The 24,550-nt window shown below is 60.9% G+C and carries 20 protein-coding genes; 17 read left to right on the top strand and 3 right to left on the bottom strand.

Annotated elements, in window-relative coordinates; translation table 11 throughout:
* The first annotated feature begins 69 nt into the window (after positions 1-69).
* The 4 genes from CF68_RS01815 to CF68_RS01800 all read left to right on the top strand — a co-directional run bounded on the left by CF68_RS01815 (position 70) and on the right by CF68_RS01800 (position 4,984).
* Positions 70-654: an isochorismatase family protein gene (locus CF68_RS01815; RefSeq protein WP_013959611.1), complete on the top strand. Its 585-nt coding sequence runs from the start codon at positions 70-72 to the stop codon at positions 652-654.
* A gap of 71 nt (positions 655-725) precedes the next feature.
* Complete coding sequence (locus tag CF68_RS01810) at positions 726-2,207, top strand: efflux transporter outer membrane subunit (protein WP_369798840.1); 1,482 nt, start codon at positions 726-728, stop codon at positions 2,205-2,207.
* 38 nt (positions 2,208-2,245) lie between these two features.
* A complete protein-coding gene (locus tag CF68_RS01805; protein ID WP_035815628.1) occupies positions 2,246-3,418 on the top strand; it encodes an efflux RND transporter periplasmic adaptor subunit in 1,173 nt (390 codons plus the stop codon).
* A gap of 30 nt (positions 3,419-3,448) precedes the next feature.
* On the top strand, positions 3,449-4,984 hold the full coding sequence (locus CF68_RS01800) for an MFS transporter (protein WP_035815627.1): 1,536 nt from the start codon (positions 3,449-3,451) through the stop codon (positions 4,982-4,984).
* 31 nt (positions 4,985-5,015) lie between these two features.
* Here CF68_RS01800 and CF68_RS01795 read toward each other — a convergent pair whose 3' ends face one another.
* Together CF68_RS01795 and CF68_RS01790 are read right to left on the bottom strand one after the other, a co-directional pair.
* Complete coding sequence (locus tag CF68_RS01795; protein WP_013959608.1) at positions 5,016-6,104, bottom strand: porin; 1,089 nt, start codon at positions 6,102-6,104, stop codon at positions 5,016-5,018.
* Positions 6,105-6,281: 177 nt separating this feature from the next.
* On the bottom strand, positions 6,282-7,334 hold the full coding sequence (locus tag CF68_RS01790) for a tripartite tricarboxylate transporter substrate binding protein (RefSeq protein ID WP_084186991.1): 1,053 nt from the start codon (positions 7,332-7,334) through the stop codon (positions 6,282-6,284).
* Between the two features lie 134 nt (positions 7,335-7,468).
* Between CF68_RS01790 and CF68_RS01785 the strand changes: the two genes are divergently transcribed.
* The 7 genes from CF68_RS01785 (at position 7,469) to CF68_RS01760 (ending at position 15,381) form a co-directional block, all read left to right on the top strand.
* Positions 7,469-8,413, top strand: a complete 945-nt coding sequence (locus tag CF68_RS01785) for a LysR family transcriptional regulator (protein ID WP_035815626.1) — start codon at positions 7,469-7,471, stop codon at positions 8,411-8,413.
* A 149-nt stretch (positions 8,414-8,562) separates the two neighbouring features.
* Positions 8,563-9,357 carry a class II aldolase/adducin family protein gene (locus tag CF68_RS01780; protein WP_035815625.1) on the top strand — a complete coding sequence of 265 codons (795 nt, stop codon included), beginning with the start codon at positions 8,563-8,565 and terminating at the stop codon, positions 9,355-9,357.
* Between the two features lie 290 nt (positions 9,358-9,647).
* On the top strand, positions 9,648-10,625 hold the full coding sequence (locus CF68_RS01775) for a tripartite tricarboxylate transporter substrate binding protein (RefSeq protein WP_035815623.1): 978 nt from the start codon (positions 9,648-9,650) through the stop codon (positions 10,623-10,625).
* A gap of 33 nt (positions 10,626-10,658) precedes the next feature.
* Positions 10,659-12,464 carry a thiamine pyrophosphate-binding protein gene (locus CF68_RS01770; RefSeq protein WP_051591354.1) on the top strand — a complete coding sequence of 602 codons (1,806 nt, stop codon included), beginning with the start codon at positions 10,659-10,661 and terminating at the stop codon, positions 12,462-12,464.
* A 46-nt stretch (positions 12,465-12,510) separates the two neighbouring features.
* Entirely contained in the window at positions 12,511-13,983 is a 1,473-nt protein-coding gene (locus CF68_RS01765) for an aldehyde dehydrogenase family protein (RefSeq protein WP_035815621.1), read from the top strand.
* Positions 13,984-14,743: 760 nt separating this feature from the next.
* Entirely contained in the window at positions 14,744-14,986 is a 243-nt protein-coding gene (locus CF68_RS35900; protein ID WP_084186989.1) for an antitoxin, read from the top strand.
* Complete coding sequence (locus CF68_RS01760) at positions 14,983-15,381, top strand: type II toxin-antitoxin system VapC family toxin (protein WP_022538166.1); 399 nt, start codon at positions 14,983-14,985, stop codon at positions 15,379-15,381. Before CF68_RS35900 ends, CF68_RS01760 begins: the two co-directional genes overlap by 4 nt.
* 1,059 nt (positions 15,382-16,440) lie before the next feature.
* Here the strand turns inward: CF68_RS01760 and CF68_RS01755 are convergent.
* Complete coding sequence (locus CF68_RS01755; protein ID WP_035815618.1) at positions 16,441-16,869, bottom strand: hypothetical protein; 429 nt, start codon at positions 16,867-16,869, stop codon at positions 16,441-16,443.
* Between the two features lie 1,049 nt (positions 16,870-17,918).
* Here CF68_RS01755 and CF68_RS01750 point away from each other — a divergent pair.
* From CF68_RS01750 to CF68_RS01725, 6 genes are all read left to right on the top strand, one after another.
* On the top strand, positions 17,919-19,250 hold the full coding sequence (locus CF68_RS01750) for a DUF3300 domain-containing protein (protein ID WP_035815617.1): 1,332 nt from the start codon (positions 17,919-17,921) through the stop codon (positions 19,248-19,250).
* A 17-nt stretch (positions 19,251-19,267) separates the two neighbouring features.
* A complete protein-coding gene (locus CF68_RS01745; RefSeq protein WP_035815667.1) occupies positions 19,268-20,185 on the top strand; it encodes a DUF2950 domain-containing protein in 918 nt (305 codons plus the stop codon).
* 82 nt (positions 20,186-20,267) lie between these two features.
* Complete coding sequence (locus CF68_RS01740; protein ID WP_035815616.1) at positions 20,268-20,522, top strand: hypothetical protein; 255 nt, start codon at positions 20,268-20,270, stop codon at positions 20,520-20,522.
* A 61-nt stretch (positions 20,523-20,583) separates the two neighbouring features.
* Entirely contained in the window at positions 20,584-21,171 is a 588-nt protein-coding gene (locus CF68_RS01735; protein WP_013959533.1) for a DUF1344 domain-containing protein, read from the top strand.
* A 145-nt stretch (positions 21,172-21,316) separates the two neighbouring features.
* Positions 21,317-23,635 (top strand): DUF3141 domain-containing protein, encoded by a 2,319-nt coding sequence (locus tag CF68_RS01730; RefSeq protein ID WP_035815614.1) that lies wholly within the window; start codon positions 21,317-21,319, stop codon positions 23,633-23,635.
* A 39-nt stretch (positions 23,636-23,674) separates the two neighbouring features.
* On the top strand, positions 23,675-24,550 hold an 876-nt coding region (locus tag CF68_RS01725), incomplete at its 3' end, for a phosphate acetyltransferase (RefSeq protein ID WP_255351069.1).

The raw sequence follows: 24,550 nt of genomic DNA, 5'->3' as shown, positions 1-24,550 counted from the left end.
CGACCGACATTGAAACCAGTCCCAATCCTGGGGCGTTAGTGCCCCAGCCCTACAGCCAGGAGATTCATCATGACGTACGAAAAATTCAGTGCCAACAATGCCGCGCTGCTGTTGATTGATCACCAAGTTGGGACTATGGGATGGGTGAAATCTATTCCGTTCGAAGAGATGAAACGCAATGCGCTGATGCTCGCAAAGGCGGCAAGCATCCTGAAGCTCCCGGTGGTACTGACTTCCAGCATGGAGGAGTACGCTCAGGGGCCGCTGTTGAGCGAACTGGAGCAGATCCTGCCCGCCGAGTTTGCTTCCCGCGTCAAGCGCCTGGGTATCGTCAACGCCATGGACGATGAAAACTTCGCCGCCGCCGTCAAAGCTACGGGCCGTAAGAAGCTCATCATCGCCGGTGTCACCAATGACGTCTGCACGGTCTATCCGGCGCTGAGTCTGGTGCGCGATGGGTATGAAGTTCAGGTAGTTGCAGATGGTGGTGGCTCACCAAGTGTCATGGCCGATGACATCGCCTTGCGGCGGATGGATAAAGGCGGCGTGACGCTGACCACCACCAACCAGCTGATTGCAGAACTCGCCGGAAGCTGGGCTACGCCAGAAGGCGGCCAATTGGTGCAAGTGTTGATGACAGCGCTTCAAGGCTAAAAGCGTTCTTGGAAGACTGGCAGAACTTCGACGTGAGGTTCTGCCAACCTGAGATCCGGTGACGTTTGACCGTGAGAACGCATCCCAGACCAGTTCCATATCCAGCCTCACTATTGCAGCGGGGGCTCAGGGTGATCCTCGCATCGGCCGCGACGGTGACGCTGGCTTCGTGTTTGAGTTCCGGAGGTCTGGCAAGGAATTCAGCATTAGATACCGCGGCTCGGTTGACTACCAGTCGGAGTTTGGAGAGCACTTCAATCTCCCCTGAATCCTGGCCGAGTGAAGCTTGGTGGACGACGTTTGGTGACCACCAGTTAGACGAGCTCGAGCGGAGGGCATTGAGCGGTCAACCAAGTCTACGCCTGGCAGCGGCCCGCGTCCGCCAGGCAGAAGCCCTTGTTGGAGTCGCCGGTGCTAATCGTTTTCCGCAAGTTGGGGCGAGCTTGAAGAGCACCCGACAGCGATACAGTGCAAATAGCACGGTGCCGAAGCCACTGGCCGGCAGCTGGGACGTCTTTAGCGATCTGAGCCTGGGCGTCAGTTACGAAATAGACTTCTGGGGGAAGAACCAGGCAACGTTTGAAGCCGCCCTGAATCGAGCGCAGGGAATAGAAGTTGACTATCACGCAGCACAGTTGTTAATCACAACATCGATTGCGCGCACCTATCTCAGGCTTGCGCACGGTTATGCGCAAAGAGACCTTGCCGAAGCCACATTGAAAGAGCGCGAGAAAATTCTGCAACTTACCCAGCAGAGAGTTGCTGCACAAATCGACTCAAAAATGGAGTTAAAGCAGGCAGAGGCCGCTCTGCCCGCCACACGAAGCGCCATCGCGAGCTTCAATGAACTCATCGCGCTGACGGAGGCACAACTTGCACAGCTCGTGGGCGAAGGCCCCGACTGGGGCATGGCCATCTCCCGTCCACGACTAAACCTGTCCACGCCAGTTTCACTGCCGAGCAATATCCCCGCAGAACTCATTGGTCGGCGCCCTGATCTGGTAGCGCAGCGGTGGCGCGTTGAAGCGGCTAGTAAAGACATCGAGGTGGCGAAGGCGCAGTTCTACCCGAACGTTAGTCTGACAGCGTTCATGGGCTTCCAGAGTCTTGGATTGCCGGATCTTCTCACCGCAGGCAGCCGCGTCATAGGAGTGGGGCCCGCGATCTCACTTCCTATCTTCGACGGAGGCCGCCTCCGGGGAAACTTGGCGGCACACCAGGCGGAGTATGACATTGCGGTCGAACAGTACAACGGAAATCTCATTGCCGCGGTACACGACGTAGTCAATCAGCTAACGTCAATGAAATGGCTCAGGGAACAAATCGACGAGCAACACCAAGCCCTCATCCTGGCGCAGGAAGCCTTTGAGCTCTCAACGAATCGATACAAGAGTGGTGTCGGTAACTACCTCCAGGTGCTTTCTGCGGAGAGCCTGGTACTTACACAAAAGCGGCTTCTGGTCGAGCAAGAGGCGCGCGGGCGTGAATTGACAGTCGACTTAATTCGCGCGCTTGGCGGCGGCTATGTCCCGGAAGAAAGTACGGAGCAGTAACGCCGATCGAGCATGGCAATGCTGGATACGAGGCAAACATGGCACACCCGGAAAACGACCCTGAAGCACCAACGGCAAAAAGTCATCAGCCGCGTAAGCGCCAGCTGCTGAACATTGTGATTCCGGTCGGTGTGGCAATCGCTTCGGCCATCGTAGCAGTTTTCTGGTATGGCGCCGCACGCAATCAGGAGACGACTGAAGATGCTTACGTGGAGGGGAACATCGTGCAGGTGACGCCACAGATCTCCGGTGTCGTCACTGCGATTGGCGCAGACAACACTGATTACATCGCGGAGGGCCAGGTACTGGTGCACTTGAATGATGTTGACGCGCAACTCTCGCTCGCCCGCGCTCAAGCTGCTCTCGCGAGAGCGGTCAGGCAGGTTCGCGGTCAGTTTGCCGCTGCAAGCCAGACCAAGGCTAATCGTGACTTGAAGGCAGCGGATCTGAACAAGGCGCAAGCAGATGTCATGCGGCGCAAGGCTCTGGTAGCGAGCGGAGCGATTTCGGGAGAGGAACTGCATCACGCCGAAGACGCGCTCGTCGTCGCCAAGGCCGCCTTTGAAGCGGCCGAGCAGCAGTTGGTCGGGAGTCGCGCTCAAATCGACGGGACGAAGGTTTCATCACATCCCGACGTAATGAGCGCGGCAACGCAAGTGCGAGACGCATATGTTGCACTACAACGCACAACTATTCGGGCACCAGTAAGCGGTGTTGTGACCAAGCGTAGCGTCCAGGTCGGGCAACGCGTTAATGCCGGCACGGCACTGATGTCTGTGGTGCCGTTGGACCATCTTTGGGTGAGCGCCAATTTCAAGGAATCCCAGCTCAGGCATATCCGCATTGGTCAACCTGTAGCCCTGATTACGGATGTGTACGGGAGGGAGATTGAGTACCAAGGGGTCGTGGTCGGTCAGGATGCCGGCACCGGCAGTGCGTTCGCCCTGCTCCCTGCCCAAAATGCGACCGGCAACTGGATCAAGGTTGTCCAGCGAGTGCCGGTGAGGATAGCGCTAGATTCATCTCAGATCGCCGCCCATCCTCTGCGCGTTGGCCTGTCGATGAAGGTGATCGTCAATACCACGAAGCGGGATGGTAGGGCTGTAGCGAAGAAAGGGCATAGTCCGCAATCCTACAAGACAGATATTTTTGCCAACGAACTCGCGAACGCAGACGAAATGGTGGACAAGCTTATCCAAGCGAATCTCTAGTTGTCACATCGATCCAGATCGGGAGTCATCGTGAGCCAACCATCGAGAAAGCCGCAGCTTCTCCTCCTTACCATATTCCTGCTGAACGGCATCGAGTTCCTCCAGACCGGCATGATTGCGTTCGCGTCTGCTCCGATCATGGGCGAGATCGGGGCTGGGCCAGAAGAATTCAGCTTGGTCAGCGCAGCCTACGCAAGCGTTGCCGTCATGGCTATATCCCAGCAGCGCTGGTTTGTAGAGCGCCTGGGATGGCGTAGGTTTTTGCAGTACTCGTTGAGCACCTTCATGATCGGAGCGGTCATTTGCGGATCAAGTCAAGCTTATAGTGAATTCCTTCTTGGCCGTCTCGTGATGGCACTGGGTGGGGCGTCATTCATGACCTCGGCGCGCATCATGGTCAATCACATTCATCCTGGCCCACAAAGATTTACCGGGATCAAGGCGTTCGCTGTTGCGCTCGCCGCCGGTACCGCGGCCGCGCCGTGGTTGGCATCGGTTTCGGTGGCGAACGACAACTGGAGTTCGATATTCTGGATCGTGGTCGGCGCCTCAGCGGTAGTGTTTGTACTGGTGACGGCGGTTTTCGATGGTGAGTCGCCGTCGTCAAGTGACAGTGATAAGTCGCAATCGCATCCCGTCTTGCTAATGTTGCTGGCTAGCGGTGCATTCCTTCTGCTTTATTCGCTCCAACGGACCTACTACGATTTCTACAGCGACGGCATTCCCATTTTTTTGACCGCTTCAGTTGCAGTCGTTGCTCTCATTTACTATGTCAGCGCCGAGCATCGACGCGAGACTCCTTTGATCAGAGTCAGGGCGCTGCTAAATCCACGCTATGTCGCAGGCGTTCTGCTTTTCACCTGCTGCTACGTCATTCTCGGTGCGGATAACTATGTGCTTCCCGCCCTGTTGCAACGGACACTTGGGTATCCGTGGCAGACTGTTGGGCAGTTTCAGGCAATGGGATTGGCCTCGGCTCTCGTCAGCTGGTTTATCCTGGCGCGACTTCTGCCAAAGTATCCGAGTCCTCGTAAATTCTTTGTGATTGGCTTCGGCGCGCTGGCGACGTTCGGCTGGCTTCTGTCCGGGCTCACGCCTGCAGCCAACCTCTGGCTGGATATCCTGCCGGCATTGCTGCTAAACGGGGTCTTCATGATGTTTGTCATGGCCAATGCTGCAATCCAGACATTCAGGGATGTCCAGTACGACGAAACGGTGTTCTCCCATGCCCAGCAAGCTAAAAATATGCTGGCGCAGATCGGTCTGGCGCTAGGAATCAGTCTGGCGACAATCGGACAGCAATGGCGGTCGACAGTGCACTACGACGCGCTGGCCAGAAATATCCATCTCGGCAACCCCATTTATCTACAGGCTGTCGACCACCTGGCAAGCCAGGTGTCGACCGTACTCGGGCAAGCGGACGCAGGCAGAGTCGCCGTGGCGCTGGTCGCGCAGTCCTTGGCTCAACAGGCAAATCTTCTCGCAAACCTTGACCACTTTTCCGTGATTGCGGTCATTGGTGGACTCGGTGTCGTGGTCAGCTTAAGCCAACGGCTGCTCAAGTAACTTATCGGGCTTGCGAGCGGCCGGGCCGCCGTCAGAATTTGTGTCGAAGGTTCAGTGTGACGCCAGTCTGGTTCTGCCCGGCCGCGATGGTGCTGCCGAAGCCGTTCAGACCGAGATTGGAGTTGTCCCTGTTGCGCGCATAGCCGATGGTCAGGAAGGCGTCGGTGCGTTTGGACAGCGCATAGTTGGCTGACCCTACCAGGCTCCACGGGTCTTGGCCAGAGCGCTTGTCGTTAAAGTAATAGCCGGCCGCTGTGAGGCTCAGGGCCGGTGTGGCCTGCAGGCGGTAACCCAGCCAATAAACATCGTTCCGGCGGCCTGGCGCGGTCGCCGCCAGCCCGATATTGCCGCTGAACCAGCGATAGCCGGCGAACAGCGTGGAACTGCCAAAGCTGAAGTTGCCGGCCGCTGCAAGGCGGCGGTCGCGCTGTCCAGAATTCTGGCCCGTGAGGCCGCGCGTGCCTTGCTGCTGGTCGTAGATCAGGGTCAGGCCGAAGGGGCCGCCCGCGTATTCCAGCCCGCCGCCGAAGGCGCGGTCGCTCTTGAGGTCGCCCGCGGTTTCACTGGCAAGCGAACTGGCGCCGCCGCTGGTGATGGTGGTACCCCTGGCAAAGCTGTACAGCGCGACGGCGGTCACGGGCCCGAACTTCCCTGTGTACTTGGCAGTGTTGTCGTAGCGACCGACGAAGTTGGGATCCATCATCAGCGCGGAATAGTGCGCGGCCAGCACCATTGGCTCATAGTTGATCAGAAGGTCATACAGTGCATTCTGCTGCCGCCCGAGTGTGACGCGGCCCCACTGGTTTTCCAGCCCGGCGAAGGCCTGTCGCCCGAAGAGCCGGCCGCCCTGGCTGGAGGTGCCGGCGTCGAGGTCGAATCCGCTCTCCAGGACATAGACCGCCTTGGCGCCGCCGCCGAGGTCCTCGACGCCGCGCAAGCCCCAGCGCGAGCCGGACACATTGCCCGAGGTCATCCGGAACAGTTTGTCGCCTTGCGCATTGGCATTGCTGAGGTACTCGAGGCCGATGTCGGCTACGCCGTAGAGCGTAACCGACGATTGCGCGGCGGCAAGCTGTGCCGATGTCGCCAGCAGAATGCCGAGGCACAGTGTTCTTCTCATGGAATCCTCCATTTTTTTATTGCACGCAGGGTGGAAAACGCTGCGCCGCGCAGTGAGCGCGGCGCGAGTGGGCGCACTGAGGCAGGCGGTGCGGCGCATGTCCGCGTCGGCTCCCAGGTCCAAGTACGACTTGTGGATTGACGTTTCTGTGCTGCCGGAACGGGCAGCAAGCAAGCACTATTCGAGAGATATCGCGTACTTCGCCGCGAGTTGCTTCCAGAACGGGATTTCGGTCGCGATTGTCGCGGCAAAAGTTGCCGGATCTGAACCCACCGCGTCATATCCCTGGGCCTCGAGGATCTTGCGCACCTCAGGCTTTTTCATTGCGGCCAACGTGAGCGCGACCAGTCTCTTCAGAACGGGCTCAGGCAGGCCGTTCGGGGCAATGAGCCCGAACCACACGCGCATATCCAGGCTGGTCACGCCTTGTTCCGACGTTGAGGGTATCGCCGGAATGTACCTGCTGCGGTCATGACCGGTGACCGCCAGCACTCCGATACGGGGATCGCGGCTATACGGAAGCGCATTGGCTACCGTGCTGATAAAGATGGGCACCTGGCCGCCCAACGCATCGACCAATGCCGGCGCACAGCCCTTGTAGGGAACATGGACGAAGCGTACATTCCACGCCGCGGCGAGCATGGCGCCGGCGAAATGCTGCGGTGTGCCGTTTCCGCACGATGCGTATGCGAGCGGCTGGCCAGACGCTTTCGCTTTGGCGCGAAGGGCCGACAATGCCGATATGCCAAGCGTGTTCGATACACCAATGACGAGCGGGGACGAGGCAATCAGCGAGACCGGCTGGAAATCTCGCTGCGGATCGAAGGCTAACCGCTTGTACAGCGCACCATTCATCGTGAGATTGCTGGTGGTGAGGCCAATGGTGTAGCCGTCTGCTTGCGATTTCGCGATGGCATCGAGGCCGATGTTCCCGGACGCGCCGGCGCGGTTTTCTACGACAAAAGGTTGTCCTGTATCCGTCGTGAAGGATTTTGCGAGTACGCGAGCAATGCTGTCCGTTCCGCCGCCGGCGGGAAAGGGCACAACAATGCGGACCGGCCTGGTGGGATAGTCTTCTGCCGCGAAGGCGGACTGGACCACTACGGTTGACCAGAGCATTGCCGCGAGCGTGGCTGCTGCGACCTTGGCCAACGGTGCCCTTTCCGAGGCAGGGCATGACTTACCGCGGGGCCGGCAAGAAACGCGATTGATAAAGGTCGTGCAGTCCATGCTGTCTCCTGCGAGGGCCTGATGCCAGGCCACCATGTTGTTTGTGGCTGCAATTGTGGGTAACCTCATCCATATCTTCAAATAGTTCTTATACCGTAATCACATAGCAATCCAGCTATGCATGGAGGAGGCGCGTGCGCGGATTCGACCCATATCTCACTTTCCAGAAACTTGAAGTTTTCTGCACCGTGGCGGAGCTCGGCAGTGTGACGCGCGCAGCCGACAGGCTGTGCATTGCGCAACCCGTCGTCACTGCGCACCTGCGCAGCATGGAGGCCCGGCTGGGGTATCCCCTGGTGGCGCGTGCCGGCAGGAACATCGCGCTCACCGAAGCAGGAGAGCGTGTCTATCGTTGGGCGACCGAAGTCATCACGCGGACGCGCGAAATCGAGCGGGAGCTCGCAGGACTTGAGGGCGGGGGTGCCGGAAACGCGGTCGTTGCAACGTCGATGTCGATCGGCTCCTATGCATTGCCGCCACTGATAGTGGATTTCTACCGGCAGCACCCCAACGGACTGGTGACCGTTCAGATTTCAAACCCGCAAGCGGCAGTGGACGCGACGCGCATAGGGGGCTGCGATTTTGCGGTAATCCTGCTGACGGCAAAGCAAGATCTGGATGGGCTGACGGCGATTCCGCTGTGGGAGGAAGACCTTTTGCTGGTATGCGCGCCGGGCAGCCGCTGGGTCAAACAACCGTCAAGGGAACTCGACCTTCATCAGGTGCCCTTTATCAGCACGCCACGGAATCTGGCAAGGCGTGAATTGGAGGACACGCATCTGCGCAAGCATGGCCTCGAGAACCGCAGGGTCGTGCTGGAGCTGGGGCATCCTGAAGCGATGAAGCACGCGGTCCGGCAGGACATCGGGCTGAGTTTCATGCTTGCTTCCTCGATCCGCGCCGATGTGGCACGCGGAGACCTGGTGGTCCTTGATCGCCCCGACTTGCCAATGAAGATTCCATCCTACGTGGTGTACCGGGAAGACAAGCGCTTCTCCGCTTTTCAGGCAGCGCTCCTGCAGTTCATCCGCGACGCCGCGCCGCAAAACAACGCCCTGCAGGTGCATCTCAAATCATAGTTGGTGGAGTATGGATCAAGGCCTAAATAGCTAATAGACCTATCATCAACCCAAGTCTAAGCTGTAACGACGTTCCGGGCAGTAGTGCGGCGTCGTATGTCCCGGGACACGAATCGAACCACATTCGCCAACCTGAGACTAGGCCCTCCATGTGCAACTCCCATACCAATCCCGGCAGCAGCGTCGACTACGCTGAAGATCTCGATCGTCCTTCCGGCTCCGCAAGCGACACGTTGATCGAAGACCTGGTGTGCGCCAATCACATCTTGTTCGATCAGGGCATTGTCGATGCCTTTGGCCACGTCAGCGTCCGGCACGACAAGGATCCAGGCCGGTTTCTGCTGGCGAGGAACATGGCACCCGCCACTGTTACGCCAGACGACATTGTGGAGTTCAAGCTGGACGGGTCTCCAGTCAACGCGGGGGGGCGCGCCATCTACCTGGAGCGATTCATCCATGGCGAGATCTACAGGGCCCGACCCGACGTGCACGCCATCGTGCATAGCCACTCGCCTACCGTACTTCCATTCAGCGTCGTCAAGAACACCCCCTTCAGGCCCGTATGCCATATGAGCGGTTTCCTGGGCGCTGGAACACCGATCTTCGAGATTCGCGAAACTGCCGGCGACGCGACCGACCTGCTGATCCGCGATGGCAAGCTTGGCGCTGCGCTTGCGCAGAAGCTTGGCGAGGCGTCGTTTGTTTTGATGCGGGGCCATGGTTCCACCGTCGTCGGTCCCACGCTCAAGCACGCCGTCTACCGAGCGGTCTACGCAGAAGTGAATGCGCAGCTACAGGTGGGCGCTATGCGGCTTGGCGAAGTGACTTACCTCAGCCAGGGCGAAGCCGATACTGCCTGCCGGAATATCGAAACGCAAATCGAACGTCCATGGGCGCTTTGGAAGATGCGGGTGCAGCGCACCGGCGCCATGGACGGACGCTGACCTGGGCGCGTGCCGGTGCGTGTCGCTTGCTGCCAACACCGGCGCGTCTATTACTGATGCCCACATCGCTCTCGAACCGTAAGCAAAGGCTTTTCGAGAGGAACTCATAAAGGTCACGCACGAATCACGAAAACAGGAAACACCAGCCGACGGCGCTACTGACGATAACAAAAATGCCGGAATGCGGTGACGTGGAAGAGCGATTGCTGCTTCTTTACTGCACGCGCTCTAACGTGAAAGGGCCCGCAACCTGACAGGGCCCCACCCGCAGTAAATACAGGAGACAAGACATGAAATTCAATCCCGGCACAGGGATGCTTGCCCTTTGCCTTGCCACCGTGATCATTGGCGTACCTGCCTCGGCGCAGACCTACCCGACCAAGCCCATCCACATCGTCGTGCCGCTTCCGCCCGGCGGATCCAATGACGTGCTTGCCCGAATCCTGGCGCAGAAAATGTCCGAGTCTTTTGGCCAGCCCGTCATCGTTGAAAACAAGCCGGGTGCCGCAGGCAATATCGCCACCGATTTCATAGCCAAGGCCGAAGGCGACGGCTACAGCATCGCCGTTGCACCCAATCAGACCGTGGCGGTTAACCCGGTTCTGTATCCCAGGCTGCCGTTTGAGGTGAGCCGGGACCTGACGGGCATCGCCCTGCTGGGTCGCGTGCCCATGGTGCTGGTGGTGTCGCCAGGCAAGGTGGCGGCAACTTCGGTCGCCGAATTGATCGCGCTGGCCAAAGCCAACCCCGACAAGCTTTCCTATGCGTCCGCCGGCTCGGGCAGCCCGCAGCACATGGCGGCGGAAGTCTTCAAGTCCATGACAGGAACCCGCATCACCCAGATCCCATACAAAGGCTCGGCCCCCGCGCTTGTGGATTTGTTGGGTGGCAACGTGGACATGATGTTCTGCCCGATCAATTCAGCCCTGCCGCACATCCGCAGCGGCAGGCTGCGCGCACTTGGTACCAGTGGCGCGAAGCGCGTCGAGCTGCTGCCAAAGGTGCCGACGATTGCCGAGACTCTTCCCAATTTCGAAAGCGATATCTGGATCGGCATGGTTGCCCCAGCCAGGACGCCACCGGCGATCATCAACAAGCTCAATGCTGAGTTGCGCCGCTCGCTGGCGCTACCCGATGTACAGGGCAAGCTGGCCGAGCAGGGCATCTATGCGGAAACCAGCACGCCCCTCGAATTCACCAGGCTGATCGCCAGCGACCAGAAGCGCTGGGCAGAGGTGATCAGGGCCGCAAACATCAAGCCCGAATAATTCTCTTCTTTTCATTTTCACCTGGGAGTTTCCATGAACGTTCCCTCCGGTCCCTCCGTGCGCCGCGATATTCCCACGCCTTCCGAACCGGATGAAGCCGTCTGGGCCAGTGACGCGATTGCCGACATGCTGCGCGCGATGAACATCCCCTATGTGCTGCTCAATCCTGGCGCAAGTTTTCGCGGCCTGCATGACAGTATCGTGAACCACCTGGGCAATGAAAAGCCGCAGATGATGGTGGTGCTCCATGAAGAGCATGCGGTGGCCATCGCGCACGGCTACACCAAAGTTACTGGCAAGCCGCTGGTGGCCATTGTGCACAGCAATGTCGGGCTGATGCACGGCTCCATGGCTATTTTCGATGCCTGGGTGGATCGCGTGCCGGTCATTGTGCTGGGTGCCACCGGACCGGTCGACGCGAACAAGCGCCGGCCGTGGATCGACTGGATTCATACGGCGCAGGACCAGGCCGCGCTGGTGCGCCACTTTATCAAGTGGGATGCGCAGCCGGCTTCGATTCCGTCCGCGCACGAAGCGCTTCTGCGGGGCCGCCAGATTGCCACCACCGCACCCAAGGGCCCGGTCTACGTCTGTTTTGATGCGGCACTGCAGGAATCGAGGCTGGCTGAGCGGCCGGCGATTCCCGAGCCGGCGCGCTATCTCGCGCCGCCGCCGGCCCGGCCTTCGGATGACATCGTGGCGCAGGCGGCAGCGCTTCTGTCAGAAGCCAGCCGCCCGGTGATCCTGATGGGCCGCGTGTCCCGGGACGTCGAAGGCTGGGAGCAGCGCATCCAGCTGGCCGAAACTCTGAACGCTGAAGTGCTGACCGACCTGCGTGTCGGCGCGGCCTTTCCGACCGACCACCCGCTGCACGCAGCGCCCAGCGGTGCCTTCCTCACAGCTAATGCACAGGCAGTCTTGCGCGAAGCCGACGTGGTGCTCAGCCTGGACTGGCTGGATCTTTCAGGAACGCTGAAGCAGGCCTGGGGAGACAAGCCCGTCGGCAGCAAGATCATCCAGGTCTCCGTGGACCACTACAGCCACAATGGCTGGAGCATGGACCACCAGGGCCTGCCGCCGGTCGATGTCTTCATGTTGTGCGAGCCTGAGCCGGCCGTGGCCTTGTTGAACCAGCACGTCAAGCCGCGCGAGACGCCGGCGCCCGCCAAACGGCCGCTTCCCCCGGTCTCAGTGACGCTGCCCGTGCCAGGCGCCACCAGCGGTAGCAACATTACGGTGACCACGCTGGCGGCCACCTTAAAGCGCGCCGTTGGTGAGCAAGAGGTTTGCCTGATGCGCCTGCCGTTGAGTTGGAGTGGCGAGATGTGGGACTTCCGGCACCCATTGGACTTTCTAGGGTACGACGGCGGCGGGGGCATTGGCTCGGGCCCCGGCATGTCGATAGGCTCTGCGCTGGCCCTCAAAGGCAGCGACCGTCTACCGGTCGCGGTGATCGGCGACGGTGACTACATGATGGGCGTCAACGCGCTCTGGACGGCCGCCAATGCACGCATCCCAATGTTGATGGTGGTGTGCAACAACCGTTCATTCTTCAACGACGAGGTGCACCAGGAGCGCGTCGCGCGCCAGCGCAAGCGGCCGATTGAGAACCGCTGGATAGGCCAGCGCATCAGCGACCCACCGCCCGACCTCGCCATGATGGCGCGCGGCCAGGGGCTTACCGGCATCGGCCCAGTCGAGGACGCCGCCGAACTGGAAGAAGTCCTGCGCGATGCCATCGCAGCAGTCAAGAAGGGCGAGACCGTGGTGGTCGACGTGGTGGTGCAAACCGGCTACAGCCCGGCCATGACGGCGGGCCTGACGCGGTCGAAGGACTGATTGCGCTCCGGCGCCCGGCATTTCTATTGTTGAGGACACAGAACCTATGCGCGCACACGAAATTCCCCCTGGCGTCTTGCCGACGCGACGCGAACTGTACTACGGCGGTGCGTGGCACACCCCCAAGGCGGGCGGCTACGCCGAGACCATCAACCCGGCTTACAACGAGACCATTACCACTGCGCCGCTTGCCGATGAGGCCGATGTGGCCGCCGCGGTGCAGGCGGCCCATGCAGCTTTTCCAGCCTGGGCCGCCACGCCACCCGTTGAGCGGGGGCGCTACCTGCGCAAGGCCGCCGCGGTGTTGCGCGAGCATGCCAAGCCGCTGGCGCTGCTGGACTCGCTCAACAATGGCAATCCGGTGTCGGCTCTGGCCATGGACGCGGCCTTTGCTGCCGACTGTCTGGAGTACTTCGCAGGCCTGGCCACGGAAATCAAAGGGGAGACCATCCCCATGGGCGACGGCAACCTGAACTACACCATGCAGGAGCCGCTAGGCGTTATCGCCCGTATCGTGGCGTATAACCACCCACTCATGTTTGCCGCTGCACGCCTTGCCGCGCCGCTGGCGGCCGGCAACACCGTGGTGGTGAAGTCGCCCGACCAGGCGCCGCTGTCCATCCTGCGGCTAGCCGAACTGGTGGGCGATATCTTTCCGGCCGGTGTTGCGAATTTCTTGTGCGGCGGTCGTGAATGCGGCGACGCCATGGCACGACACCCGCTGGTGCGCAAGATCACGCTGATTGGCGGAGTGCCCACAGGCCGCGCCGTCATGAAGACCGCTTCGGACAACCTCAAGCCTGTACTACTGGAACTTGGCGGAAAGAACGCGCTGATTGCCTACCCCGATGCGGATCTCGACAAACTTGTGAACGGCATCCTGGGAGGTATGAACTTCACTTGGTCGGGTCAGAGCTGCGGCTCCACTAGCCGCGTCTTTCTGCATGAGTCCATCCATGACCAGGTACTGGAGAAAATCGTCCAGTTGCTGCCGGAGCGCCACAAGCCCGGGATCCCGACAGACCCCGAGACCACGATGGGCTCGCTCGTCAGCCGTGCACAACTGGAAAAAGTGCAGGGCTATGTGGCTAAGGGTCTGGAAGATGGCGGACGGCTGGTGTGCGGTGGCAAGCAGCCGGACGCCCCTGCTCTGAAGGACGGCTTCTTCTACGAAGCTACTGTGTTCGCCGACATGAAGCCGCACATGCGTTTGGCTCAGGAAGAAGTGTTCGGCCCCATCATGTCGGTTTTCAAGTGGAGCGACGAAGACGCGTTGTTCGAGCAGGTCAATGGCGTGGAGTTTGGCCTGACTGGCTCGATCTGGACGCAAAGCCTGAACACGGCGCATCGTGCAGCCAAACGCATGCACACGGGCTATGTGTGGATCAACAACTCCAGCCAGCACTTCATGGGTGCGCCTTTCGGCGGCGTGAAGCAGTCGGGCATAGGCCGTGAGGAATGCTTTGCCGAGTTGCTGGAGTTTACGTACACCAAGAATGTGAACCTGAAGCTGGCTTAAGGCGCTGGCCGGACTCAGCCCCGGGCGGACCGGGGCCGTGGGGCTCCAGTGTGGCACGCTTCAGAAATCGGACAGTATTGCAGCACAAGGGCCTCGCTGTTGAGCACAAAAAGCTCAATCGCGGTTTCCAATTGACCGACCACCAGCTCACCCGTCTTTGGTAAGAAAAATCGCGGGTGAAGCCGGTCCACCCGTCGATCTCCTTCAGCAGTCCGGCAATCTTGACGCAGCCGAGTGCCGCTCCTATGTCCGTCTGCGCCTGCAGCAGTCGCTCGCTCAGGGCTGACGGACGTCTGCGTCCCGGCCAACTCGTCGTCCAATCAGTACACTGCCAGTGACCGAAGTTGCCAGCTACTGCCGTTGGGCTGCCCCGAGGGTCAACAATGGTTAGGGGCTGCTCGCTGAGGCCGCAGGGAAGCGGCGGCGGGCCGATAAGGTCCGATAACGGGCGCTTATTCCCGCCTGTCCCGTAAATCCTGCCTTGACCAGCGTGCGACCCCGAGAGCACCGTCGCGCACCACTCCGGACAGGCATTAGGGCGGGCTTTTCATACTGATGGGCTCGACAAAACTCGAGGGCGTCACCGCCATGGCGCATCGTTTGCCTGAACGCGAGGAAGGCCGCAAGGAAAGGGCTTCTGCGGCACACGAATACTTAAGGTTCCAAAGGGACTCGAACGCCGCATATGGCCAGAGCGGTTGAATCGGCGACTGCGGTCGTATAATATATCTATGTTTTGTAGATACATATAGAGGGTGAAATGGAATTCGCCAAAATCTTCCGCCATGGTGGCTCCCAGGCCGTACGGCTGCCCAAGGATTTCCGGTTTGACAGTACGGAAGTCCGTATCCGTCGGCACGGGGCTGCGGTGATCCTGGAACCTGTCCCGCAAGACTGGGCATGGCTGAGCCCGCTGATCGGACCGGTTGATGCCGATTTCGAGTCGGCAGCGGTCACCCAACCTGCTGGACAGGAGCGTCCTGGACTGGATGTGTTCGAATGAAATATCTGCTCGATGCCAACGCAGTGATAGCGATGCTCAAGGGAGAGCCAACCATGCTTGAACGACTGCGTGCGCACCTGCCGTCCGATTTCGGGCTGCCGTCAATCGTTGCCCATGAGCTGTTCTATGGTGCCTACAAGAGTCAGCGGGCGGCTGCGAACCTAGCACGCATCGAAGCTTTGCAGTTCGAGGTGGTACCGTTTGATGCCGAGGACGCTCAGCATGCCGGAGAGATTCGCGCGCAGCTGGCGGCCGTCGGTACGCCGATCGGCCCTTATGACGTCTTGATTGCGGGGCAGGCGAGAGCGCGTAACCTGATTCTCGTGACACACAATATCCGGGAATTCGCCCGCGTCGCGCAACTGACGGTCGAAGATTGGCATACCGGTCACTGACTGTACCTAAATCGCCGCTGCTCGCGTTACCTTTGCATCGGCTGTCGGTCTGGGCAAGCTCGGTACGCTGTGCCACAATTCGCGAGCGGTCTTGTTCAGCAAGGCTCACTTGAATCCGCCCCAACTCTATCGCACGCTGTCTCCGACCGGGAATCCCGTACTTAGCAATCTCTCGGCTATCCATCAGAGCGATGGCAATGCGCTTGGCGCTCCGTGCTGCGCATGAGGAGCCGGCTCATTCATAAAGTTCAGTTGCGCCTTGGCAGATGCCTTCACCTGAGGGCAGGCCATGCGGCGGCTATTTGAACATAACGCCCGTACACCAAAATTTTGCTGGTTGCTGGGGTGGTATGTTTGATTGGGAGAGAAGGGCAGGGTGCGAGCGCCGCCGGCACCTCAGTCGGCCATCGACGCGCAAGCGTTCGACTCGTTAGAAGAGTCGAAATGCGCAGCGGCATACACGGCATTGCACGCCCAGACTTCTTCCTCGTCCTTCTAGAAAGTGACCCATTTGCCGTCGCTGACGCAATGGGCGCCAGGGAAGACTTCGGCATGGCGGCCGGCGGCCAACTCCCGCATATGAGGCCGGATGTATGGCTGCAATCTCCACCTTCGAGCCATCGATCTTGAAGCCCTGGCAATAGACGTCGACCGCCAGAAGCCGGTCAATGGATCGTAGCAGCCTGGGGCATTCCCCTACTTGCCCCGCTGTGGATGGCTGCTGTTTCCGCCGGTTGATGAACTGGTGCTTGCCCGTCTCGCAGCTCTGACTCACGTTAACGTCGACAGACTAGTGGCGATCCAAAACACCAGCAGCGTGGGTGTCCGACCGACGCGGCCTTTCATTCTGCTTCGAGTGCCTCGCTCTGAATCCCCTCGATGTCTTTTCGCCTCGCTGGAAACGTGAGTGGCTGAATCCGGCGGCAACTGTCTGTGAAATTCACGATCACCGCTCCAGGCCACCTCAAGATGTCATGAAAGACGCTTTTCGTCAGGCGCCTGAATTCCCGAAGGAGAACCTGTGCGGCCAAACGTTTTTTGGCCTGACTAACCGGCCCGTCACGCTTCAAGAATCTCAAGACCGTTCTCGGCACACCATTGTCTCAGCGCTCTTTCGACAGAGTCGGCTTCAAACGTATACCAGACCTCGAGAACGCCCTCGCGCCGCAGCAAATCCTTGAAGCGCGAGTAAGCCCCTTGCCGTTGGAAAAATCCTTCGACCTGGTCGTAACACGCAGGCAGCTCTTGTGCGACAAAGCGTAAGGCGAGAGTTCTTCCAAGATCGAGATCGTTCTTATGTGGTATCGCAAGGTATCGGTCGGAAGTTTCAAGGTCGTCAGGAATATCCTCGTCGAACGCGTCATTGGAATCAGAGGTCCAATAGACTCTGCCCGTATCGAGCGAGACATACGCGTTGTGCTCCATCGGCGCCGCGTAGCTAACGAAGTCGAAGGCCATAGAAAGATCCTCGTGTTTGACTGCGACCATGGCTCTACTCCCATAGGTTGTCGCGTGCGAGTTGTACGGGCTCGGAGATATTCGGCGACCGCGGTTAAACGACTCAATGTGACGCAATCCAGCTGCGAACATTTGGCCCTTAGCCTTTACCCAAGGGCAACGCTTCATAGTACCGCAGCGCGCTTCGCAGCTCTGCGCGACCCATGGTCACCGCGTCCGCTAGTTCGCTTTGGGCTACCTTATGCGCCGACTCATGTCGCCCGCCTCTCTGTTCGAAGTGGCGGAGAACGGCGTACTGACCTACGGCTTGTACCGGCCGGCTACTGCCGTGACCCCCAAGCCAGGAGCCCAGGTCATCGCCGCGGCCACCGGGGCGAGGCGGGCGGAAGCGCGGTCCGGCCATGCGGACTACTTCGCATATCACGCTGTACCCACAAACTCGCGAGTGCTTGGCGCATTCCGCTATCACGTCACTGACATATGGCGGCGCACGCTCCGGCGACGCAGCCAAAAGGACGCAATGACATGGGAGCGAATGAACCGGCTCGCAGATGCTTGGCTCCCGCAACCTCGAATCCTCCATCCATGGCCCGATCAGCGTTTCGCCGTCAAACACCCGAGGTAGGAGCCCGGTGCCCGAATTGGGCACGCCGGGATCTGTGCGGGGGGTGCTCAGTAATGGGCATTCCTACCGCGTAATGGGTGTCCGATGAAACGGGGCAACCCCAGTCGACGATGGATCACGCATATTTTTCTTATTTCTCCTTCTGAAAAATTTCATGTCAGCTTGCGTGACGGTTGCGGCTAGATTGGGCGCAAAGTGCGTACGGTACACAATGTTTGCGGCCGACTTCCCTTTGGAACTGTAGTCCAGGCTTCGTAGGAAACAGGAACTTGTCGAGCCCTGTGCCGGGATCCGCCTGGGCAACATCAGCCACCAACTTATCAGGCTTACTTCATCCAGGCGCCAGCGTTCACCGGTTCGTTAGCCGGAAGTTGCCGTGTTCATGAACGATTGTGCCAATGGGGTCTCCAGGTCCGCGGGGGTAACCGGCAAACGGCCACTGGGAGGATGGGGGATGAATCGTTGGCTTATACATATGTTCCGTCATGTCGGAGCATGGCTGTTCGCCAGTCTGACGCTGATCGCCTTTAACGCGTATGCGCAAGCTGCGTCGGACCAGCCGGCTCCCTTCAAGCCTGAAGAACTCGAGGCACTGGTCGCGCCCATCGCCCTCTACCCCGATTCGGTGCTGTCCCAGGTCCTGATGGCCTCCACGTATCCGCTCGAGATCGTGCAGGCTGCACGCTGGGTCAAGGCCAATCCGAAAGTGAAAGGCGATGCCGCCCTGAAGGCGGTCGAGAGCCAGCCCTGGGATGTCAGCGTGAAGTCGCTAGTGGCGTTTCCCCAGGCGCTTGAGCCGATGAACGACAAGCTCGACTGGACGCAAAAGCTGGGCGATGCCTTCCTCGCCCAGGAGAAGGATGTGCTGGCGGCGGTGCAGCGGCTGCGGTCGCGAGCGCAGCAATCGGGGAACCTCAAGTCGAACGAGCAACAGAACGTGATCGTGGAGTCGCCTCCGGCTCCGGTCCAGGGGCAGCCCAGCCAGACTGTTGTGCGGATTGAGCCCGCGAACCCGGAGGTCATTTACGTGCCGGCCTACAATCCGACCGTTGTCTACGGCGCCTGGAGCTCTCCCGCCTATCCACCTTACTACTGGCCACCATATCCTGCCTACTATCCGGGCGCAGCGCTGGCCACTGGCTTTGCATGGGGCGTCGGCCTAGCCGCTGCCGGGGCCATCTTCGGCAACTGCAACTGGGGTGGCGGCGACGTGAACATCAACGTCAACAAGGCTGCCAATATCGACCGGAACTTTGACCGCACCAAGGTGCAGGGGGGTGGACGATGGCAGCACGATGCCTCGCATCGGAAAGGCGTGGCGTACCGGGATAACGCTTCGCGTGAGAAGTTTGGTGGCAGGAGTTCCGCCGGTTCCGACAGGCGCAATGATTACCGTGGTCGCGATGGCGGTCGGGGCAGCTCGGACCGGGCGTCTGCGGCCGATCGCGGAGGGCGTGGGGGGGCGGACCGGGCGTCTGTGGCCGATCGCGGAGGGCGCGGCGACCGCAGTGGTGCCGGAGACCGCGGCGGCGTGTCGAATCGTGCCGGGAGCGGGCGTGGCGGCGGCGCGGGCGGCGGTCGGGAGAACGCGTTCCAGGGCGTAGGCGGGGGTGGCGCCGCGGCCCAACGTGACTTTGACCGGGGCCGATCCAGCATGCAGTCTTCTGGACACCGCCAAAGCGGTGCGGCCAGAGGAGGCGGCGGTGGTCACGGCGGCGGCGGATTCGCAGGCGGAGGCGGCCGTGGCGGAGGCGGTGGTGGTGGGCGTGGCGGCGGTAGGCGCTAATCTTGGGGGATGCGATCATGGACTCGATACAACGACTTCCTCGGTCCCGGTCTTGCGCCTGGGGCAGCGCCATCGCCATGGTGCTGGCGCTATTGACCTTGGGGATCGCCCCAGCTCATGCGCAGAAAAACTTCAGCTCGCCCGAGGCTGCTATGAACGCATTTGGCGAGGCGGTTGCCACCAGCGACGACGATGCGATGAAGTCCCTGCTTGGTGCCAATTATCACGAACTGATCCCTCCGGTTGGCGCAGAGATTCGCTACCGCTTCCTTGAGGCCTGGAGCCAATCGCATGCCATTCGCCCCGAAGGGGGCAACCGCGCTCGGATTGCGGCCGGCAATGACGGCTGGACCTTGCCGATTCCACTGGTGAAAACGGCCAAGGGATGGCATTTCGATACCCGCGCCGGCGTTGCCGAAATGCAGTTGCGCCGCATCGGCAGCAACGAGCTGGCGGTGATGCAGACCTTGCTGGCCGTTTGCGATGCGCAGAATGAGTACACGCAGATGGCCCAGAAGACGCAGGGTATGTCGGTGTACGCGGCGAAGCTCGTCAGCTCGCCCGGCAAGCACGACGGCCTGTACTGGCCAACCAAGCCCGGCGAGGCGCAAAGCCCGCTGGGACCAGCGTTCCTTGAGGCCGGCATGCGTAGCAGGGGCCAGGGAGGCTACTACGGTTATCGCTACAAGCTGCTTACCTCGCAGGGAAGCCATGCTCCGGGTGGCAAGTATGACTATCTCGTGAATGGCAAGCTCTTCGGTGGATTTGCGGTGATCGCGTGGCCGGTTCGCTACGGCGACACCGGCATCAAGAGCTTCATGGTCAGCCACGATGGGCGAGTCTTTGAGCGTGATCTTGGACCGGATAGCGCAGCCAAGGCCGTGGCGATCCGGTCATTCGACCCGGGGCCGGGCTGGACCGAGGTGACGCCGTGACACGCACGCTGCTTGCCTGCCTGCCGTCGAGCGATGATGTCGACGGCATTTTCCGATATTTGGCCTAAACCGAAGGTGAGTCATGTCTATTCTCTTGCTTGGGAACCTCGACGCTAAAACCACTGATGAGGAAATCGGCGCCTTCCTGGTGAAGTACGGATTCCCGGAATACACCAGCATCGAACACATGGAAGGCGACGGCACCAGGCCTGCCGTGCGGCTGACCTTCGATACCCTCGACAATGACACCCTGGACAAGCTACGGAGGCGTATTCACGATATGTTTTGGAAAAGTCACAAGATCACGGCTCTCATAATGAGAGAGCGCTTCAGCTGAAGCGAGGGGCGCATAGAACACTCTGAATGAGTGCAACGCAAGTCTGATCAGGGGATACACCATGAAACGCATGTCATTGCTGGCCGCTGCGGTGTTGGTAGCGGCTAGCGCTTCTGCGTGGGGGCAAACCGAAACCCGCGTGGATATTACGCAGTCACCCGGACAGGCGACAGCGACCGGCACGGCAAAGCTCACCGCCAAGATCGTCAAGATCGATGCGCCGACGCGAACGGTTTCGCTCAAATCCGCCGACGGCAAGACCACGGACCTAGTCGTGGGACCGGAGGCGAGGAATTTCGAACAGCTCAAGGTCGGCGATACCGTCACGATAGAGTACAAAGAAGCCCTGACCATGAGCCTCAAGAAGGATAAGGGGCCGCTCGCAATGCACGAGCGCGAGACCTCGGACCGTGCTGCGCCGGGAGCAAAGCCAGGTGGCACAGTCGGCCGGGAAGTGACCGTCACGGCGGACGTTGTAGCGGTCAATACCAGCGCCAAGACCGTGACCCTGAAGGGGCCGAAAGGGCGCACGGTGGACCTCGTGGTGGGGGATCCAGACCGTCTTAAGGGCATCAAGAAGGGCGATCGGGTCGAAGCAGTCTATACCGAGGCCGTTGCGGTGTCGGTGCAGCCGGCCGCGGGCAAGTAGCAGCACCGGAGCCAGGACGAGCCAAGCCCGGGCTCCCATCCTGGCGTCCGCAGTCGGGGGCGCAGCCAATTCGGTATTTCGCCACGGCGAACCGCCCCCGGCCCCCCTTGGCTCTTCTGTCACAGAATTTCCAGCGGAGATCGACATGGATGCAGCAAAGCAACTGGTTCACGCGCGTGAAGTTGGCCTGAAGACCGGCATGGTGCTGCAAAGGCGCCTGAAGATTGCGCAGGAGGCCTATCGTGGACGCGTCCAGCAGGCCGTTGGGGATCCGAGCGCCGGCCCGCCCACGCCGATGGCCGGCATGGATCCGATGAGCGGCTATGCATATGCCATCGACGGCATGCAGCGTGCCATTCTGTTCTGGGACACGCTTAGGCAACGGGGCAACAACTTTGTCGAAAATGCCATGCAGGGGCTCAAGCCGGTCCTGCATTTTGGCTACGAGACCGTTTTGGACGGGCGCCAGTTCCAACGGCCCGTCAACTATGCCCTGTTGAAAATTACACCGCCCGATGGCGTGACGATCGACGATAGCCGTCGCCCCTATGTCATCATCGATCCCCGCGCCGGCCATGGCCCCGGCATCGGCGGTTTCAAGGACGACTCGCAGGTGGGCGTGGCGATGCGTGCCGGCCATCCGGTGTATTTCGTCATCTTCTTCCGCGACCCCGAGCCGGGGCAGACCCTGCTGGACGTGTGCGAGGCCGAGCAACAGTTCATCAGAAAAGTGCGCGCGCTGCATCCGCACAGCGCCAAACCAGCGATCGTCGGCAATTGCCAGGGGGGGTGGGCCGCGATGATGCTTGGGGCCTCGGACCCGGACGACGCCGGGCCGATCGTGATCAATGGCGCACCGATGTCGTACTGGAGTGGTGCCTGGAGCGCGGGTGAAGGCGACAATCCGATGCGTTATTCCGGCGGGCTCCTGGGCGGCACTTGGTTGGCTTCGTACACGGCGGATCTGGGCAACGGCAAGTTTGACGGCGCCTGGTTGGTGCAGAATTTCGAGAACCTGAATCCGGCCAACAGTCTCTGGGACAAGTACTACAACCTGTACAAGAAGGCCGATACCGAACCGCCGCGCTTTCTGGAATTCGAGCGCTGGTGGGGCGGCTACTACCTGATGAACCGCGAGGAGATCGAATGGATCACGCGCAACCTGTTCGTCGGCAACAAGCTCTGGGACGGTGACGTCAAGAACGCCGGCGGCAAGGCGTTCGATCTACGCGAGATCCGCTCGCCTATCGTGCTGTTTGCCTCGATGGGCGACAATATTACCCCGCCACAGCAGGCATTCAATTGGGTGGTGGATATCTATGGCAGTACCGAGGAGATCAAGGCTCGCGGCCAGGTGATCGTCGGCATGTTGCACCGCAGCGTCGGCCATCTCGGCATCTTCGTCTCCGGCACGGTCGCGAAGAAGGAGCACGCGCAGATCGTCTCGGTGCTCAAGAGCATCGAATTGCTGCCGCCGGGGCTCTACGGCATGGTCATCCATGAGCGCAAGGGCAGCGCTGGCGTGGACTATGAGGTCGAGTTTGAGGAGCACTCGCTCGAGGAGATCGCCAGCAGGCTTAACCGCTTTGATCGCGTCGACGAGAAGCCGTTCGAGACGGTCGCCAACCTGTCGGACTTCACGCAGCGCGCCTACGAGCTTTTTGCGCAGCCTTACGTCCAAGCGGTGTCCAATGAGATGACAGCGCGGGTGCTGCGCGAATTCCATCCGCTGCGCATGCAGAACTGGCTATTTTCGGACCTGAACCCGTGGATGGCATGGTTGAAGCCCGCGGCCGACGCGGTCAGGTCCAGCCGGCAGGCGCTGGACCCGGACCATCCGCTGCGGCAGCAGGAACAAGCGGGGGCGGAAATCCTCAGCGCGGGATTGGACGCCTACCGGGCCGTGCGCGATGCCATGACTGAGTACACATTCTTCAACGTGTACGCCAACCTGTTCCCGTTCCTGTCAGGGAGCGAGCCTCCCGCCCGCGCGGGCACATCGGCCGCTACCGCCCCGCAGGACCTGCCGGAAGTCAAGACGGCGCTGGCCGCAGTTGGGCGTGGCGGATACGCCGAGGCCATCGCCCGGCTCGCCTGCCTGCTGAGCCGAAAGGGCGAACCACTGCCGCTGTCCAGGCTAGAGTTGCGCAAGGAACTGGTGACGGACTATGCGGATCTGCTGCCGGAACTGGCGCCCGACGCCTGGCGCAAGATCCGCGGTCAGCAGGAACTGATCGCGCGGTACGCGCCCGAGCAGGCGCTTCAGACCCTGCCGGTACTGCTCAGGCATCAGGCCGACCGGCAGCGGCTGCAGGCGTTGGCGGAGAAGCTGCGTACCGATGAGCGCCTGCTTGGCGCCACGCCCACCGCTGAGCAGGCGGCAATGCTTGAGCAGATCCGCACGCTACTTAGCGCCAAGCCGGGACGCGTGGGCGGCACGGCCGTCCTGAAGCGCGCGTTCTAGCGCGCCGTGGGTCGCCTGCATCGCCGGCGACCGACACCAATGACCCTGATGCAGGAGCAAACCGTGAACGCCAAGCATGAGAAGTACCAGCGTCTGATCGATTTCTGCAAGACGATGCCGCCCACGCCTACCGCGGTGGTGCATCCGTGCGACCAGTCTTCGCTCGAAGGCGCGGTGGAGGCCGCACGGCTGGGCCTGATCGCGCCGATCCTGGTCGGGCCACGCTCGCGCATCGAGGACGCTGCGCGCGCAGCCGGTCTCGACATCCGCGAATACCCGATCGTCGATGCCGATCATAGCCATGCGGCAGCGGCGGCCGCCGTGCAGCTAGTGCGCGAAGGCAAGGCCGAGGCCCTGATGAAGGGCAGCTTGCATACCGACGAGCTGATGGGAGCCGTGGTCAAGGGCGACAGCGGCTTGCGCACCGCCCGGCGCGTCAGTCACTGCTTCGTGATGGACGTGCCAGGGCACGAGGACGCCCTGATCATCACCGACGCCGCCGTCAATATTGCCCCGACGCTGGCCGAGAAGGCTGACATTCTGCAGAACGCGATCGACCTGGCCCACGCATTACGGGTCGAGGAGGTGCGCGTGGCGATCCTGTCGGCGATGGAGACGGTCAACCCGAAGGTGCCATCGACGATCGATGCCGCCGCGCTGTGCAAGATGGTCGACCGCCACCAGATCACCGGCGCGGTGGTCGACGGGCCGCTTGCCCTGGACAATGCGATCAACCTGGATGCGGCGCGGATCAAGAAGATCGATTCGCCCGTGGCGGGGCGTGCCAATGTCTTGCTGGTGCCGGACCTGGAGGCCGGCAATATGCTCGCCAAGAGCCTGACCTTCCTGGCCGGCGCCGACGCCGCGGGCATCGTGCTGGGCGCGCGGGTGCCGATCATCCTGACCAGCCGCGCC

This window comes from Cupriavidus sp. SK-4 (assembly GCF_000611125.1).
GTDB classification, from domain to species: domain Bacteria; phylum Pseudomonadota; class Gammaproteobacteria; order Burkholderiales; family Burkholderiaceae; genus Cupriavidus; species Cupriavidus necator.
This window is presented reverse-complemented; position numbering and strand designations above follow the sequence as displayed.

Coding starts and splice junctions, on each gene's coding strand:
- CF68_RS01815 (WP_013959611.1), top strand. CDS start 70: ATGACGTACGAAAAATTCAGTGCCAACAATGCCGCGCTGCTGTTGATT.
- CF68_RS01805 (WP_035815628.1), top strand. CDS start 2,246: ATGGCACACCCGGAAAACGACCCTGAAGCACCAACGGCAAAAAGTCAT.
- CF68_RS01795 (WP_013959608.1), bottom strand. CDS start 6,104: ATGAGAAGAACACTGTGCCTCGGCATTCTGCTGGCGACATCGGCACAG.
- CF68_RS01790 (WP_084186991.1), bottom strand. CDS start 7,334: ATGGACTGCACGACCTTTATCAATCGCGTTTCTTGCCGGCCCCGCGGT.
- CF68_RS01780 (WP_035815625.1), top strand. CDS start 8,563: ATGTGCAACTCCCATACCAATCCCGGCAGCAGCGTCGACTACGCTGAA.
- CF68_RS01775 (WP_035815623.1), top strand. CDS start 9,648: ATGAAATTCAATCCCGGCACAGGGATGCTTGCCCTTTGCCTTGCCACC.
- CF68_RS01770 (WP_051591354.1), top strand. CDS start 10,659: ATGAACGTTCCCTCCGGTCCCTCCGTGCGCCGCGATATTCCCACGCCT.
- CF68_RS01765 (WP_035815621.1), top strand. CDS start 12,511: ATGCGCGCACACGAAATTCCCCCTGGCGTCTTGCCGACGCGACGCGAA.
- CF68_RS35900 (WP_084186989.1), top strand. CDS start 14,744: ATGGAATTCGCCAAAATCTTCCGCCATGGTGGCTCCCAGGCCGTACGG.
- CF68_RS01760 (WP_022538166.1), top strand. CDS start 14,983: ATGAAATATCTGCTCGATGCCAACGCAGTGATAGCGATGCTCAAGGGA.
- CF68_RS01755 (WP_035815618.1), bottom strand. CDS start 16,869: ATGGTCGCAGTCAAACACGAGGATCTTTCTATGGCCTTCGACTTCGTT.
- CF68_RS01750 (WP_035815617.1), top strand. CDS start 17,919: ATGAATCGTTGGCTTATACATATGTTCCGTCATGTCGGAGCATGGCTG.
- CF68_RS01745 (WP_035815667.1), top strand. CDS start 19,268: ATGGACTCGATACAACGACTTCCTCGGTCCCGGTCTTGCGCCTGGGGC.
- CF68_RS01740 (WP_035815616.1), top strand. CDS start 20,268: ATGTCTATTCTCTTGCTTGGGAACCTCGACGCTAAAACCACTGATGAG.
- CF68_RS01735 (WP_013959533.1), top strand. CDS start 20,584: ATGAAACGCATGTCATTGCTGGCCGCTGCGGTGTTGGTAGCGGCTAGC.
- CF68_RS01730 (WP_035815614.1), top strand. CDS start 21,317: ATGGATGCAGCAAAGCAACTGGTTCACGCGCGTGAAGTTGGCCTGAAG.